General features: G+C 72.4%; 15 protein-coding genes. 1 reads left to right on the top strand and 14 read right to left on the bottom strand.

What is annotated here, in order from left to right:
• Positions 1–168: 168 nt before the first annotated feature.
• The 3 genes from AFB00_RS28050 to AFB00_RS28060 form a co-directional block, all read right to left on the bottom strand.
• Positions 169–1,653 (bottom strand): MFS transporter, encoded by a 1,485-nt coding sequence (locus AFB00_RS28050; RefSeq protein WP_231974114.1) that lies wholly within the window; start codon positions 1,651–1,653, stop codon positions 169–171.
• Positions 1,654–1,756: 103 nt separating this feature from the next.
• Positions 1,757–2,554 carry a transposase family protein gene (locus AFB00_RS28055; protein ID WP_068796246.1) on the bottom strand — a complete coding sequence of 266 codons (798 nt, stop codon included), beginning with the start codon at positions 2,552–2,554 and terminating at the stop codon, positions 1,757–1,759.
• Positions 2,555–2,696: 142 nt separating this feature from the next.
• The gene (locus AFB00_RS28060; RefSeq protein WP_068799673.1) at positions 2,697–3,566 is read right to left on the bottom strand and encodes an alpha/beta fold hydrolase; all 870 of its coding nucleotides are present in this window, start codon (positions 3,564–3,566) and stop codon (positions 2,697–2,699) included.
• A gap of 115 nt (positions 3,567–3,681) precedes the next feature.
• Between AFB00_RS28060 and AFB00_RS28065 the strand changes: the two genes are divergently transcribed.
• Positions 3,682–4,626, top strand: coding sequence for a LysR family transcriptional regulator (locus AFB00_RS28065; RefSeq protein ID WP_068799674.1), 945 nt, complete (start codon positions 3,682–3,684; stop codon positions 4,624–4,626).
• A 15-nt stretch (positions 4,627–4,641) separates the two neighbouring features.
• Here AFB00_RS28065 and AFB00_RS28070 read toward each other — a convergent pair whose 3' ends face one another.
• The 11 genes from AFB00_RS28070 to uvrC form a co-directional block, all read right to left on the bottom strand.
• Positions 4,642–5,004 (bottom strand): nitroreductase family protein, encoded by a 363-nt coding sequence (locus AFB00_RS28070; RefSeq protein WP_068799675.1) that lies wholly within the window; start codon positions 5,002–5,004, stop codon positions 4,642–4,644.
• A 66-nt stretch (positions 5,005–5,070) separates the two neighbouring features.
• On the bottom strand, positions 5,071–5,412 hold the full coding sequence (locus tag AFB00_RS28075; protein ID WP_068799676.1) for an RNA polymerase-binding protein RbpA: 342 nt from the start codon (positions 5,410–5,412) through the stop codon (positions 5,071–5,073).
• Between the two features lie 29 nt (positions 5,413–5,441).
• Positions 5,442–5,675, bottom strand: coding sequence for a preprotein translocase subunit SecG (gene secG / locus AFB00_RS28080; protein WP_068799677.1), 234 nt, complete (start codon positions 5,673–5,675; stop codon positions 5,442–5,444).
• A gap of 204 nt (positions 5,676–5,879) precedes the next feature.
• Positions 5,880–6,665, bottom strand: coding sequence for a triose-phosphate isomerase (tpiA, locus tag AFB00_RS28085; RefSeq protein WP_068799678.1), 786 nt, complete (start codon positions 6,663–6,665; stop codon positions 5,880–5,882).
• Positions 6,665–7,858 carry a phosphoglycerate kinase gene (locus AFB00_RS28090; RefSeq protein ID WP_068799679.1) on the bottom strand — a complete coding sequence of 398 codons (1,194 nt, stop codon included), beginning with the start codon at positions 7,856–7,858 and terminating at the stop codon, positions 6,665–6,667. The genes tpiA and AFB00_RS28090 overlap by 1 nt, the downstream gene beginning before the upstream one ends.
• Positions 7,855–8,868 carry a type I glyceraldehyde-3-phosphate dehydrogenase gene (gap, locus tag AFB00_RS28095; RefSeq protein WP_068799680.1) on the bottom strand — a complete coding sequence of 338 codons (1,014 nt, stop codon included), beginning with the start codon at positions 8,866–8,868 and terminating at the stop codon, positions 7,855–7,857. The genes AFB00_RS28090 and gap overlap by 4 nt, the downstream gene beginning before the upstream one ends.
• Positions 8,869–9,108: 240 nt before the next feature.
• Positions 9,109–9,933: a hypothetical protein gene (locus AFB00_RS28100; protein WP_156819754.1), complete on the bottom strand. Its 825-nt coding sequence runs from the start codon at positions 9,931–9,933 to the stop codon at positions 9,109–9,111.
• 66 nt (positions 9,934–9,999) lie between these two features.
• Entirely contained in the window at positions 10,000–10,992 is a 993-nt protein-coding gene (gene whiA / locus AFB00_RS28105) for a DNA-binding protein WhiA (protein ID WP_068799682.1), read from the bottom strand.
• Positions 10,983–12,008 (bottom strand): gluconeogenesis factor YvcK family protein, encoded by a 1,026-nt coding sequence (locus AFB00_RS28110; protein WP_068799683.1) that lies wholly within the window; start codon positions 12,006–12,008, stop codon positions 10,983–10,985. The genes whiA and AFB00_RS28110 overlap by 10 nt, the downstream gene beginning before the upstream one ends.
• A 59-nt stretch (positions 12,009–12,067) precedes the next feature.
• Positions 12,068–12,970 carry an RNase adapter RapZ gene (rapZ, locus tag AFB00_RS28115; RefSeq protein WP_156819755.1) on the bottom strand — a complete coding sequence of 301 codons (903 nt, stop codon included), beginning with the start codon at positions 12,968–12,970 and terminating at the stop codon, positions 12,068–12,070.
• Positions 12,948–14,951, bottom strand: coding sequence for an excinuclease ABC subunit UvrC (gene uvrC / locus AFB00_RS28120; RefSeq protein ID WP_068799684.1), 2,004 nt, complete (start codon positions 14,949–14,951; stop codon positions 12,948–12,950). Before uvrC ends, rapZ begins: the two co-directional genes overlap by 23 nt.
• Between the last annotated feature and the right edge of the window lie 133 nt (positions 14,952–15,084).

The following is a 15,084-nucleotide window of genomic DNA, read 5'->3' on the forward strand; positions in this document are numbered from 1 at the left end:
ATCCAACCCGAGCCCGATCCACAGATCTTGAGCATTGCTCGATCGGACAGGTCCTTCGCATTCACGGTGCCCGAAGCTGTCTTCGACAGGAACCGCCACGCGCAACGCTGACGACCTTGCAAGTGAACGCTGCAACGGACGCGTCGGCCCACCGTCCCGGTCGGTGCATCACCGGTGCGTGGCACGTGTCAGTTGCGCTGTCGCGGCCAGCCCAGCTTGGTCCGACCGGCTGCGGAACCGCACGAGGGTTACCGCCGTTGCCGCAGCGAGGGTGAACGCCACAGCCTCGTAGGTCATCGCGTTCCAGAACGCGCCGTCGGGGCCTGCAGCCGAGTAGGCGACGCCCGCGAACGTGACGCCGAAGGTTCCGCCCAGCTGCTGCGCCATCGGCAAGAGCCCAGAGACCGACGTCGCCAACTCGGGCCGTACCCGGCTAATTACCTGGGTGAACGCCGACGCGGCGAACAGTCCGAAGCCGACCCCACTCAGTCCTAGAGCGAGTAGGTATAGCCCTAGCAGCTCGGCGCGGTCGATCGCCACGGCGACCACGATCACCGAGAGTCCCATCAGGAAGGCGGAGGCTATAAGGACCCACGGGCCGAACCGGGCGCTGAGGGCGGTCGCGGCGGCGCTGCCGGCCAGCGACCCGATCGCGTACGGCACGATGCTCAGCCCGTATTCAAGCGGCGTCCAGCCCTGCGCGCCCTGCAGGTGCATCGACAGCAGCATGGTGAACGACGGCACGCCCGCGTTGAACACGAACACCACCGTCAGCCCCCATCGCGTCGCCGGGCAGGCCAGGGTGGCCGGGTGCACGAGCGGCTCGGCCACCCGCCGCTGCGAGGCGACGAACGCGATCAGCAGCACGACCGCCGTCGCGAAGCTCACCCAGGTCCACGGCGGCCAGCCCGCGTCCCTCCCCACGGTCAGCGGCGCCACCAGCAGGACCAGCCCGGTAAGACTCAGAGTTGCGCCGACCGCGTCGATCCGCTCCGCCGCGCGGGACGGGCGGACCGGCGGAAGGGCCGGTGACAGCAGCAGCGCACCGACGCCGATGGGCACCGCCAGCAGCATCGCCGCTCGCCATCCCAGGCCCAGCGGGTCAAGCTGCATGAGCACGCCGCCGAGCACCGGACCCGCCATCGACGCGACCGCCATCGTCGCCCCGAACGCGCTCAGGGCAGCAGGGCGGCGGTGCGCGGGCAGCGCCGACTGGATGAGCGAGAGGATCTGCGGCGCCATGAGCCCGCTACCCAGACCCTGGGCCAGCCGGCCGCTTAGCAACAGCCAGGCGTTCGGCGCAGCCGCCGCGCCGATCGAGGCGAGGATGAACAGCGCCATCCCGGTGACGAACATCCGGCGGTAGCCGTACCGGTCACCCAGTCGCGCGGAGACGATTAGCGAGCACGCGTAAGTGAGCGTGTACCCGGCGAGCACGAGATCGGTCTGCCCTGCCCCCGCGCCGAGGCCCCGCTGGATGTCGACGATCGCCACCTGCATCACAGTCACGCTGAAGAGCTGGACGAAGGTGCCAGACAGCAGGATCGGCAGAAAGAGTCGGCCGGCCAGTGAGCCTTTTTCAACCTGACCAGCGAGCTTCTGCGTCAGGAGATCGCGAAGGTTGCAGCGCAACTGCTCTGACCACAGCTGCACAGGTCACCGGCTCGCCAGCTCGGCGTCTGCACCCACACAACCAGGCCCCTGAGCTGCCGGAACGGCAGGTTGAAAAAGGCTCAGTGAGCCTTTGCCAACCTGGTCAGGTGTTGACGATCATGAGGGTCTGAACTGCGGCGATGAGCTGTCCGGCCCGGTTCGGGCTGGAGCGGATCTTGCGGAGGATCTTCCAGTTCTTCAGCTCGGCGTTGACCCGCTCACCGGGTCCGCGGCGGCGTGAGTGAGCGGCGTTGACCTCGCGCTGGTTGTGCGACAGCGGGCGGAACCGGCCGGTGTCGGGGTCCTTGCGTCGCCGCCGGTGCGGGACCGCGACCGTCGGGCCGGCGCCCTGATATGCGGTGTCGGCAGCCGCCCGGATCCGGTGCTCGGTCAGGGCGTCGATGATGCCGTGCTCGCGGGCGGCGCCTATGTCGTGGCGGGCTCCGGGAAGCGGCGGGGAGATCCACACCAGCCGGCCGGCGGGGTCGGCGATGACCTGGACGTTGAGTCCGTGGCACTTGTGCTTGCCGGAGTAGAACCCGCGGTCATAGCCCGAGGCCATCCCGACGCGGTCGATGCGCAGCAGGGTGCCGTCGAGGATGACGAACGCTTTCCCGATGGCGACGTCGATCGCCTGCTCCAGGGTCGGGGCCATCGCCGCGAGCAGCTCGATCGCCTCGCGCAGGTAGCGGTAGACCGTCGAGGTCCCGACCCGGAAACCGCAGGCGAGGTCGGTGTAGGTCTCGCCCTTGCGCAGGTGGGCGACCACGAGCAGGGCCTGGCGGCCGCACGTCAGCTTCCGCCAGCGGGTCGCCCGCTGGTTGCGGTGCGCCCGTAGCGCGTCAGAGAGTACGTGCAGGGCACGGCTGGACACGGTCATCCCGGACGGGTAGGACAGCACCTTGAAGCTCCTGGTTGGACGGTTTCGATCTCAGCAATCGCCCGTCTACCAGGAGCTTCACCCATTCGGGGGCACGCCACGCCGCACAGGCTCTGACCAGCCCCAACACCAGGTTGGCAAAGGCTCAGTGCTTGATTCTTACTCACCGGTCGGCCTTCGTCAAAGCGATGGTGGTGAGCAGCGTGGCCAGCTCCACGGGCCGGGTCACGAAGGGCGAGTGGCCACCGGGCAGGGTGTGCACCCGGAACGGGTCGTCCGGAGTGAACCGGTCGGCCTCGTCGATCATTAGGTCCTGGGTGACGGGCGGCAGCGCGAGGTCGTCGGCCAGGCGGACGAAGGTGCGAGGCAGCCGCCCCCATCGCCGCTGCGAGACTGGCACCGGGGTGGTAAAGCTGGAGTACGGGTGGTCGGGGTGCAGGAACTGGCGCCACGAGTCGGTGCTCTCGGCCGGGAGGTCATTGAGGAAGGCGAGTTTGATGGCCGCGGTCGTGGCCGGGTCCGCGGAGATCGGATTGATGCGGAACGCGCCCAGCTCGGCCGGCTCCCCCACGGACGGCGCCGCGACGGCGCCGGCGTTCTCCTCGGCGGTGATGTAGTCCATGAACCGGGGCCGACCCGCCGGGACGAACGCGGAGAGGTAGACGAGCTGGTCGACGAGGTCGGGGGCCTGCTCCGCGGCGGCTGACGCCGGCGATCCCCCGGCGCTGTGAGCGACGAGGACGACGTTGCGGTAGCGCGTGCGGGCCGCGACCAGTGCCGCGAGCACCACCTCGGTGGCGTGCTGCATCGTCACGTCGGCGAGCGCTGACCGCTCCCTTGTCAACCCTGGCTGGCCCGGCCGGTAGTACCCGCTGGGGACGGGCGCGTCGAGCCCACTGCCGGGTAGATCGATGGCGCTACTGGCGATGCCGTGGTGGGCGAGGGCACGCTGCGTCGCCGCCCAGTGCAGTCCGTTGTGCCAGGCGCCGTGCACGAGTAGGGCGGTGGTCTCGGCGGCGGTCGGTCGGCTCACGGGTTCTCCTCATGTCGGTCGAGCAGTACATGATCAGGACACGCCGACACCGATCCGCTATCCACTTCCATATCTAACATCGCACTCGCCGATACATCTAAGATATGGTCGTGTCATGGAAGCGCGTCATCTCCGATACGCCGTCGCCCTCGCAGAGCACGGCCACTTTGGTCGCGCGGCGTCGTCGCTGGGGATCGCCCAGCCGCCGCTGTCGACCCAGATCGCGGCGTTGGAGCGCGAGGTGGGTGAGAGGCTCTTCGACCGCACATCCCGGGGTGTCGTCCCCACCGCGGCCGGTGCGGCGTTCCTCTCCAGGGCCCGCGGTGCGCTGGCGGAGATGGGCAGGGCGACGGTCGACGCGGGTCGCGCGGCCCGGGGAGAGACGGGGCGGCTGCGGATCGGCTTCATCGGGTCGGCACTGCTCGCCCCGCTGCCGGGCGTGCTGGGCCGCTTCCGCCGGACCCACCCGGAGGTCCGGCTCGCGCTGGAGGAGCTCGACAGCGCCGACTCCGCCGCCGCGCTGCTCGCCGGCGATCTGGACGTCGCCGTCGGGCGGGGCGGACCACGCGGCGCCGGCGCCGAGGCGCTGGTGACCGTGCCGATCGGCGCCGATCACCTCGTCGCGGTCGTGTCCACGGCGCATCCGTTCGCCGGACGACCGACCGTTGGTGTGGAGCAGCTCGCCCGCGAACCGCTCGTGGTCGGACCGGACGCCGCGAGTTCGTACCTTCGTCCGCTGTTCGCCGCGGACCCCACCGCCCTCGACGGTGCCGCACTGGCGCGCGACGTCCACACGATCGCCGGGCTTGCCGCCTGCTGCGCCGGGGTCGGTCTGGGGCCCGGCCGGATGCGGCTCACCGGGCGCACCGACGTCTGGTTCTGCGATGTCGTCCCGCAGTTGCGGCTGCCGGATCTGCACATTTCGTTCCCGGCTGCCGATACCTCGCCGGTGCTGACCGCCTTCCTTACGGTGGTGCGGCAGAACTGCGCCGACGTCGGCAGCCGCCTCGACGACCTTCTGGCTCGCCACCCGGCGACCCACACATCGGTCACCGCCTGAGCGGGACGGCGCGCCTCACCACCCATCCCAGTGCAGGACGGACTCGACCGGCACACGGTGCGCCGAGCGGAAATCGGTGCCGAGCGTGTGCGCCACCGGGATCAGGGCGGCCTGCATCACGTCGTCGTAGGGAATGTCGAGCAGCTGAGCGACCTCGCGCTCGACGGCCATCGTGCCCGTCGTCCACACAGTGCCCAGCCCATGCAGGCGCGCGGCCAGCATGAAGCTCCACGCCGCCGGCAGGACCGACCCCCAGTGCCCGGCCTGCCGAGCCGCGGACTGCCCGTCCGTGCGGCCCTCGATGCACGGGATGACCAGAGCAGGCACCCGGTGCAGGTTGTCGTGCAGGTATCGCAGGCCGGTCCACACGCGGTCCATCGATCCGGGCCGTACGTTGGCCCGGCGCTGGTCGGCTCCCGACATCGGGCTGTCGCCCTGGCCTAGCTAGAGCTCGCGCGAGGCCCGGAGCCGGCCGAGGGCCTCCTCCAGGATGGCCTCGCCGTCGGCGTCGCTGCGCCGCTCCTTCACGTAGGCCAGGTGGGTCTTGTACGGCTCGGTGCGGCGGGCCGACGGCGGCTTCTCCGCGTCCCGGCCACCCGGCAGCCCGCAACGGGGGCAGTCCCAGGTGTCCGGGACCTCCGCGTCCGCGGCGAACCAGGTGTTGTTGACGTGCCCGTTGGCACAGTAGAAGGGGATCCGCTCACGCGCCGCGGTCTCGCCGCGCTCGGACTCGCCCATCGGACCGGCCCCGACTCGGGTGCCGCGGATCGCGTTGCCGCCAGCCATCGTCTCTCTCCCCTACACCGTCGCCGCGTTCACTCGCCGGCCAGCAGCAGTCCGTTACCGACCACGGCGATGAACCAGATCAGCCCGACGAAGACCGTGTACCGGGCGATGTTGCGGTCCGCGGCCGCGGAGCCCGAGAGGCTCGACTGCACGCCGCCACCGAAGAGGCTGGTCAGACCCCCACCCTTGCTGCGCTGCAGCAGAACCAGCGCGATCAGCAGCACGCTGGTCACGATGAGGATGATCTGGAGGGTCAGGATCACACGTACTCCCGGATCTGGATAGCCCGCCGAAACCCGAAGAATACTCGGCCGACCCGTCCCCCTCCGCCCCCACCCCGTCCCGCGCCCCCACCCGCCCACCCCTCCCCCGTCGCACTCATGGAGCTTCGGCCTCGTGACACGGGGCCGAAGCTCCATGAGTGGCGGGGTGAGAGGGGTGGGCGGGCGGAGCGGGCGGGTGGGGCCTCAGGGCAGGGGGCCGCCCGCGGCGATCGCGGAGAGCTTCGCGAACTCCTCGGCGTCCAGGCTTGCCCCGCCGACGAGTGCACCGTCCACGTCGGGCTGCGCGACGATCTCCGCGACGTTCGACGACTTCACCGAACCGCCGTAGAGGATCCGGACGCCCGCGGCGACCTCGTCGCCGTAGAGCTCCTGCAGCGTGGCCCGCAGTGCGGTGCAGACCTCCTGGGCGTCCGACGGGCCGGCGACCTTGCCGGTCCCGATGGCCCAGACCGGCTCGTAGGCCAGCACGAGCCCGGCCGCCTGCTCCGCGGTGACCTTCGCCAGGGCGCCGCGGAGCTGGTCGGTGCAGTGCTGCACGTGGGTACCGGCCTCGCGGACGTCCAGGCCCTCGCCGACGCACAGGATCGGGGTGATCCCGTGCCGCAGCGCCGCGTGCACCTTGGTGTTGACGACCGCGTCGTCCTCACCGTGGATCTCGCGGCGCTCCGAGTGCCCGACGACGACGTACCGGCAGCCGAGCTTCGCGAGCATCAGGCCGGACACGTCACCGGTGTAGGCGCCCGAGTCGTGCGGGGACAGGTCCTGCGCCCCGTGCACGACCTTCAGCTTGTCGCCGTCGATCAGCGTCTGGACGCTGCGGATGTCGGTGAACGGCGGCAGGACCGCCACCTCGACCTTCGCGAAGTACCGCTCCGGCAGCGCGAAGGCGAGCTTCTGCACCACCGCGATGGCCTCGAGGTGGTTGAGGTTCATCTTCCAGTTGCCGGCGATGAGCGGCGTGCGTGCCATCAGGCGTCACCGTCCAGTACCGCGACACCCGGCAGGGTCGCGCCCTCGAGGAACTCCAGCGAGGCACCGCCACCGGTGGAGATGTGGGAGAACCCGGCCTCCCCGACGCCGAGCGCCCGGACCGCGGCGGCGGAGTCCCCGCCACCGACCACCGAGAACGCCTCGCCGTCGGCGATCGCGGTCGCGACCCCCCGGGTGCCCTCGGCGAACGGGGCCATCTCGAACACGCCCATCGGGCCGTTCCAGAAGATCGTCCGTGCGTCGGCGATCCGGGAGCCGAACTCCGCCACCGACTCCGGGCCGATGTCGAGCCCCATCCAGCCGTCGGCGATCTCGTCGACCGGCACCGTGCGGGTGGTCGCGTCGGCGGCGAAAGCGTCGGCCACCACCACGTCCGACGGCAGCACGATCTTGCCGGACTCCAGGAGCTTGCGGCAGGTCTCGACCTGGTCGGACTCCAGCAGCGACGAGCCGACGCCGCGGCCCTGGGCGGCCAGGAAGGTGAAGCACATCCCGCCGCCGACGAGCAGCGTGTCGACGGTCGGCAGCAGCGCCTCGATCACGGCGAGCTTGTCCGAGACCTTCGAACCGCCGAGGACGACGGCGTAGGGCCGCTCCGGCGCACCGGTCAGGGTGCGCAGCACCTCGACCTCGGCCAGCACGAGCCCGCCGGCGTAGGCCGGGAGCCGGGTCGCGAGGTCGTAGACCGAGGCCTGCTTGCGGTGCACGACACCGAAGCCGTCGGAGACGAACGCACCCCGGTCGCCGGCGAGCCCGGCGAGCTCACCGGCGAACGCCGCACGCTCGCCGGAGTCCTTGCTGGTCTCGCGCGGGTCGAACCGGATGTTCTCCAGCAGCACCACGTCGCCGTCGGCCTGCCCGGACACGGCCGCGCGGGCCGCGTCCCCGTGCTGCGCCAGCGCCACCGGGGCGCCGAGCAGCTCACCGAGCCGCTCCGCGACCGGGGCGAGGGAGAACGCCGTGTTGTCCTGTCCCGGCTTCGGCCGCCCGAGGTGGGCCATGACGACCACGCGGGCCCCCGCGTCGCGGAGGGTCGTGATCGTCGGCACCGAGGCGCGGATGCGGCCGTCGTCGGTGATCCGGTCGCCGTCGAGCGGGACGTTCAGGTCGGACCGGACGAGCACCGTCCGGCCCGCGACGCCCTCCCCGACGAGGTCGTCGAGGTTCTTCACAGCTTCGACGCCACCAGACCGGTGATGTCGACCAGGCGGTTCGAGTAGCCCCACTCGTTGTCGTACCAGCCGACGATCTTGACCTGGTTGCCGATGACCTTGGTCAGGCCCGAGTCGTAGATGCACGAGTGCGGGTCGGTCACGATGTCGGAGGAGACGATCGGGTCCTCGGTGTACTTCAGGACGCCCTTGAGCGGACCCTCGGCGGCGGCCTTCATCGCGGCGTTGATCTCCGCGGCGGTGACCTCCTTGCGGACCTCGACGGTCAGGTCGGTGGCCGAGCCGGTGGGGATCGGCACCCGCAGCGCGTAGCCGTCGAGCTTGCCCTTGAGGTGCGGCATGACCAGCGAGATCGCCTTGGCCGCCCCGGTCGAGGTGGGGACGATGTTCAGGGCGGCGGCGCGGGCGCGGCGCAGGTCCTTGTGCGGGCCGTCCTGCAGGTTCTGGTCCTGGGTGTAGGCGTGGATCGTGGTCATCAGACCCTTCTCGATCCCGGCCAGGTCGTCGAGCACCTTCGCCATCGGAGCGAGGCAGTTGGTGGTGCAGGACGCGTTCGAGACGATCGTCTGCGAACCGTCGTAGTCGGCGTCGTTGACGCCCTTGACGATGGTGATGTCCTCGTCGGTCGCCGGCGCGGAGATGACGACCTTCTTGGCGCCGCCGTCGAGGTGCTTGGCCGCGGCGTCACGCTTGGTGAAGATGCCGGTCGACTCGACGACCACGTCGACGCCCAGGTCCTTCCAGGGCAGCTCGGCGGGGTCGCGGACGGCGAGGCCCTTGAAGCCCTTGCCGTCGACCAGGATCTCGTCGCCGGAGGTGGAGACCTCGTAGGGCAGCCGGCCCAGGATCGAGTCGTACTTCAGCAGGTGCGCGAGCGTCGCGTTGTCGGTGATGTCGTTCACCGCGACGATCTCGATGTCGGTGGTGCCGGCGGCGCGCTGGGCGTCCACCGCCCGCCAGAAGTTCCGGCCGATACGACCGAAGCCGTTGACTCCTACGCGGACCGTCACAGTGCCTCCATGGGCTCGTCGGGAGTGTCCGTACTCGCCCCGTCACGCCGGAGACCGACGCCGGGGTGCGGCAGGCAGACCGCCGCCTCCCACCCCGTCGGGGGACGCTGCGTGCCGTGCTCGGGCAACACCCTATCGGCGCGCCGCCCGGGACTGCGCCGCCATACCCCGTGAGCTGCGCCGCGATCTGCTGCGGAGCCCGGCGGGGCGGCCCGTCGCGGGCCGCCCCGGAGGAGCTGCTCAGCGCAGCCGCAGCAGCCGGCGCCAGGCCGGACGGCCGTCCGGGGTGGCGGCGGCGGACCGCTCGTCGCCGGAGAAGCCCTCGACCGGCTCGTGCGGTCGGCTCCCGCGGGCCCGGGTGACGAACGCCGAGGCGGCCGCCAGTGCGGCGGAGACGCCGTCGGCACCCGGACCGGCGCTGATCGCGGCGGTCACCGGGACGCCGAACAGCCCCGCTGCGGCGGGCTCGACCGGTCGCTCGGCCACCGCGACCGGCGCCGCGGCACGGCTCCCGTCCGCGGCCTCGTCCCCGGTCCCGGCCTCGTCCTCCGCGGGCGTGCCGCCGGGCGCCGCACTCCCCGCGCCGGCGGGCGGCATCCCGGTCACGACGTCGACCATCGCGAACTCCCAGGCGTAGGCGGACTGCTGGTGCGCGATCCGCTCCCGCGCCGCGCCGGCGTCGCCGACACCGGCCTCCCCGACGAGCAGCACGACGACCCGCTCCGGGCGGTCGGACTCGTCCCGCGCGGCCAGCTCGTCGCCGACGGCGTCCAGCAGCCGGACGGTGGCGGCACCCAGGTCCGGGCCGGTGCGTGCACGCAGCGTCGCCGGGAGCGCGGCGCGGGCGGCGTCGAGATCGGCCGGGAGCGCCTGCGGGTGCGAGCCGTCGGCCAGCGAGCGGGTCAGGTCGTCGCCGGTGGACAGCACGACCTGCAGCGTGCCGGGGCCGTCGGCCTGCGACACGAGCAGGTCGGCGAGCCCGGCACGCAGGGCCGGCAGCACCGGCCGCACGGCACTGGATCGATCGAGATGGATGGCCAGGAGGGTGGAGCCCGGGTTCGTCACGGCGGCATCATGCCGGACCCGTCGCAGCCGCCCGGTGACGGGGTGTGAGCAGACCCCGCCCGCGCCTCAGCCGCCCTCGGGTTCTTCCAGCATCTCGGCGGTGACCGCCGACTCCGTGTCCGGGATACCCAGTTCGGCGGCCTTCTTGTCGGCCGTCTGGAGCAGGCGGCGGATGCGGCCGGCGACCGCGTCCTTCGTCATCGGAGGGTCGGCCAGCTGACCGAGCTCCTCCAGGGACGCCTGGGTGTGCTCGGCCCGCAGCCGCCCGGCCGCGCGCAGGTGGTCGGGCACCTCGTCACCGAGGATCTCCAGGGCCCGGGTCACCCGGGCCGCCGCGGCGACGGCCGCCCGCGCCGAGCGGCGCAGGTTCGCGTCGTCGAAGTTCGCGAGCCGGTTCGCCGTGGCCCGGACCTCGCGGCGCATCCGCCGCTCCTCCCAGGACAGCACGCTCTGGTGGGCACCCATCCTGGTCAGCAGCGCGCCGATCGCGTCGCCGTCGCGGACGACGACGCGGTCCGCCCCGCGCACCTCACGGGCCTTCGCCGCGATCCCGAGCCGCCGGGCGGCCCCGACCAGCGCCAGCGCGGCCTCCGGCCCGGGGCAGGTGACCTCCAGTGCGGAGCTGCGGCCCGGCTCGGTCAGCGAGCCGTGCGCCAGGAAGGCCCCGCGCCAGGCCGCCTCGGCGTCGGCCAGGTCCCCCGACACGACGGGCGGCGGCAGGCCGCGGACCGGACGGCCGCGGTTGTCCAGCAGGCCGGTCTGACGGGCGAGCCCCTCCCCGTCGCGGATCACCCGGATCACGTACCGGGCGCTGCGGCGCAGGCCCCCGGCCGTGATGACGTGCGCGTCCGCGGCGTGGCCGTAGAGCTCGTGGATCTCCCGGCGCAGCCGGCGTGCGACCGAGCCGGTGTCCACCTCGGCCTCGATCACGACCCGGCCGCCCACGATGTGCAGCCCGCCGGCGAACCGCAGCAACGAGGCGACCTCGGCGCGCCGTGACGACTGCTTGGTGACGGTGAGCCGGCTCAGCTCGTCCTTCACCGTGGCGGTCATGGCCATACGGGGCTCCTTCCGCGCTGCGGGCCGTGCTCACCCGTCCTGGTCCGTGCTGCCGTGCGCCGCCCCTGCGGGACCAGCGCCTCGAACACCTCGAGCAGGACACCCGCCAGGGCGTCCGGATCGTGGCGCGGGGTCGCCGCGTCGACGTCCGCGACGTCGGCCAGCCATACCGTCCCGCCGGGTGTCAGCAGGTCGGTGGCGGCCGCGTGCAGCCGGTCCGGGAGGGGTACCGATCCGGAGTCGGCGAGGACCGCGTGCGCCCGCAGATCGGGCGCGTGACCGGACAGTACTTCAAGATGCTGTTCCGGGGAGAAGCCGGCGGTCTCCCCCGGCTCCGGTGTGAGGTTCAGCAACACGACCCGGGCGGCCGTGGTCGTCAGCAACGCCTCGCGCAGCCCGGGCACCAGCAGGTGCGGCAGCACGCTGGTGAACCACGACCCGGGGCCGAGCAGCACCGCGTCGGCGTCCCGGACCGCACGGACGGCCTCGTCGCAGGCCGGCGGGCCGTCCGGCCGCAGCCACACCCGGCGCACCCGGCCCGGGGTGGAGGCGACGGCGACCTGTCCCCGGATGCGGTGCGGCCGGTCCCGGCCGTCCAGGTCCACCTCGGCCTCGATGTCCAGCGGGACGCGCGCCATCGGCAGCACCCGCCCGGCACAGCCGAGCAGGCCACCGACGGCCTCCAGCGCGGTGACCGGATCGCCGCCGCGCTCCAGCAGCCCGGCGAGCAGCAGGTTGCCGACGGCGTGCCCGGCCAGTGCCCCGTTGCCGCCGAAGCGGTGCTGGACCAGCCCGGACCAGAACCGGCCCCGCTCGTCGTCGGCGGCCAGGGCCGCCAGTGCCATCCGCAGGTCACCGGGCGGCAGCAGGCCGAGCTCGCGGCGCAGGCGGCCGGAGGAACCGCCGTCGTCGGCGACGGTGACCACGGCCGTGATCTGCGAGACGGCCGGGCAGCGGCGCAGCGCCGTGAGCGTGGCGTGCAGGCCGTGGCCGCCGCCCAGCGCCACGACGCGCAACCCGCCGCCAAAGCCGTCCGGGTCGCCGGAGCCGTCTGCGCCGCCGGCGCCGTCTGCCCTCACTCGCGCCCCATGTCGCGGTGCTCCACGTTCACCTGGACGCCCTCGGTGGCGGACAGCCGCCGGCCGATCTCCTCGGAGATCGCCACCGAGCGGTGCTTCCCGCCGGTGCAGCCGACGGCGACCGTCAGGTACCGCTTGCCCTCCCGCCGGTAGCCGGCGCCCACCAGGTCCAGCAGCTCCAGGTAGCGGTCGACGAACTCGGCCGCGCCCTCCTGGGACAGCACGTAGTCGCTGACCTCGCGGTCGCGGCCGGTGTGCTCGCGCAGCTCCGGGATCCAGTGCGGGTTCGGCAGGAACCTGACGTCGACGACCAGGTCGGCGTCCAGCGGCAGCCCGTACTTGTACCCGAAGGAGAGCACCGTGACCCGGGTGGCGGCGTGCGCCCCCTCCCCCGCGAACGAGGCCTCGATCCGCGCCCGCAGGTCGTGCACCGACAGGTTCGAGGTGTCGACGACGAGATCGGCCTCGGACCGCAGCGGGCGCAGCACCTCCCGCTCGGCGTTGAGCCCGTCGGTGATCCGGCCGGCACCCTGCAGCGGGTGCGAGCGGCGGTTCTGCTCGAACCGGCGCACCAGCACCGCGTCCGACGCCTCCAGGAACATCAGTTTCGGGCGGTAGCCGCGCCCGTCCAGGTCCTTCAGGACCGCACCCAGGTCGTCGGTGAACGCCCGGGACCGCACGTCCATGACGACGGCGATCCGGGTCACCTCCCCGCGGGCCCGCGAGCCCAGTTCCACCATCGTCGCGATCAGCTCCGGTGGCAGGTTGTCCACCACGAACCAGCCGAGGTCCTCGAGCACCTTCGCGGCGGTGCTGCGGCCGGCCCCGGAGAGCCCGCTGACCACCGCCACCTCGATACCCGGAGCGCTCCCCTGCTCACCGGTCTCCGTCCCCGTCATCGCCGTCCCCCTGGGCGTCGTCCCCACCGTGCAGCGCGGCGACCACCGACTCGGCGGTCTGCCGCCCGAATCCCGGTATCCCCGCGATCTCGTCGACGTCGGCGGCACGCAGCTTGCGCACCGAGCCGAAGTGCTTCAGCAGCGCCTGCCTGCGGGCCGGGCCGAGACCGGGTACGCCGTCCAGCACGGAGGCGGTCATGCCCTGCGAACGACGCTGCCGGTGATAGGTGATGGCGAAACGGTGCGCCTCGTCCCGAACCCGCTGGAGGAGGTACAGACCTTCACTCGTCCGGGAGAGGATGACCGGGTCGGTGTCGTCGGGCAGCCACACCTCCTCCAGGCGCTTGGCCAGGCCGCAGACCGCGACGTCGGTGATCCCCAGCTCGGCCAGCTCCGCGGCCGCGGCGTCGACCTGGGGCTTCGCGCCGTCGACGACGAGCAGGTTCGGCGGATAGGCGAACCGCTTCGGGCGGCCCGTCTCCGGGTCGATGCCGGTCCGGACGGTGTCGCCCGGCCCGACCTCGCCGGACGGGCCACCGGGGTCCGGCTCGTCGGCGGTCTCGGCCAGGTAGCGGCGGAACCGGCGGCGGACGACCTCGGCGATCGAGGCGACGTCGCCCTCCTGGGCCGCGGCCCGGATCTCGAAGCGGCGGTACTCGGACTTGCGGGGCAGGCCGTCCTCGAACACCACCAGCGAGGCGACCACGTTCGTGCCCTGCACGTGGCTGATGTCGATGCACTCGATCCGCAGCGGCGCCTGGTCCAGCTCCAGGTTCTCCTGGATCTCCTGCAGGGCCGCGGAGCGCGCCGTGAGGTCACCGGCCCGGCGCAGCTTGTGCTGGGCGAACGCCTCCTTGGCGTTGCGCGCGACCGTCTCGGCCAGCGCCTTCTTGTCGCCGCGCTGGGCGACCCGCAGCGAGACCTTCGAGCCGCGCAGGCCGGTCAGCCAGCGCTCCAGCGCCGGGGCGTCGGCCGGCGGCACCGGGACGAGGATCTCCTTCGGCACCGGCTGCATCGCGTCGTCCGCGGAGCCCGCCAGCGCGTGCTGCTCGCCGTAGAACTGCGAGACGAACCGTTCGACGAGCTGCTCGGTGTCGGTCGGCTCGACCTTGTCGATCACCCAGCCGCGCTGGCCGCGGACCCGCCCGCCACGCACGTGGAAGATCTGGACCGCCGCCTCCAGCTCGTCCTCGGCGAACGCGACGACGTCGGCGTCGGTCCCGTCGCCCAGCACGACGGCCTGCTTCTCCATCGCCCGGCGCAGCGCGCCCAGATCGTCGCGCATCCGGGCGGCGCGCTCGAACTCGAGGTTCTCCGAGGCCTGGGCCATCTCCCGCTCCAGGTGCTTCACCATGCGGTCGGTGCGCCCGGACAGGAAGTCGGAGAAGCTCTCGACGATGTCGCGGTGCTCGTCGGCGGTGACCGTGCCGACGCACGGCGCCGAGCACTTGTCGATGTAGCCGAGCAGGCAGGGCCGCCCGATCTGACCGTGCCGCTTGAACACCCCGGTCGAGCAGGTGCGCGCCGGGAACACCCGCAGCAGCAGGTCGAGGGTCTCCCGGATGGCCCAGGCGTGCGCGTACGGCCCGAAGTAGCGCACGCCCTTGCGCCGCGGACCGCGGTACACGTGCAGCCGCGGGTACTCCTCGTGCATCGTCACCGCGAGCACCGGATAGGTCTTGTCGTCGCGGTAGCGGACGTTGAACCGCGGGTCGTACTCCTTGATCCAGTTGTACTCCAGCTGGAGTGCCTCGACCTCGGTGCCGACGACGGTCCACTCGACCTTCGACGCCGTGGTCACCATCTGCCGGGTGCGCGGGTGCAGACCGGCGAGATCGGCGAAGTAGGAGTTGAGCCGCTGCCGCAGGCTCTTGGCCTTGCCGACGTAGATCACCCGGCCACGCGGGTCGGAGAACCGGTAGACCCCCGGCGACTCCGGGATCGTCCCGGTCGCCGGACGGTAGGTGCTCGGGTCGGCCATGGTGGGTTCCAGGGTAGATCCGGGCACCGACACTCCCGCCCGGCCCCCGCCGACGCCCCGGCGTGGCGCGTGGGTGTAGGGACCTCCCGGGCGGCCCGGCCCGGAGGTTGTCGGGGCGCTGGGGTAGACATGC

It is taken from the genome of Pseudonocardia sp. HH130630-07 (assembly GCF_001698125.1).
In the GTDB taxonomy this organism is placed as follows: domain Bacteria; phylum Actinomycetota; class Actinomycetes; order Mycobacteriales; family Pseudonocardiaceae; genus Pseudonocardia.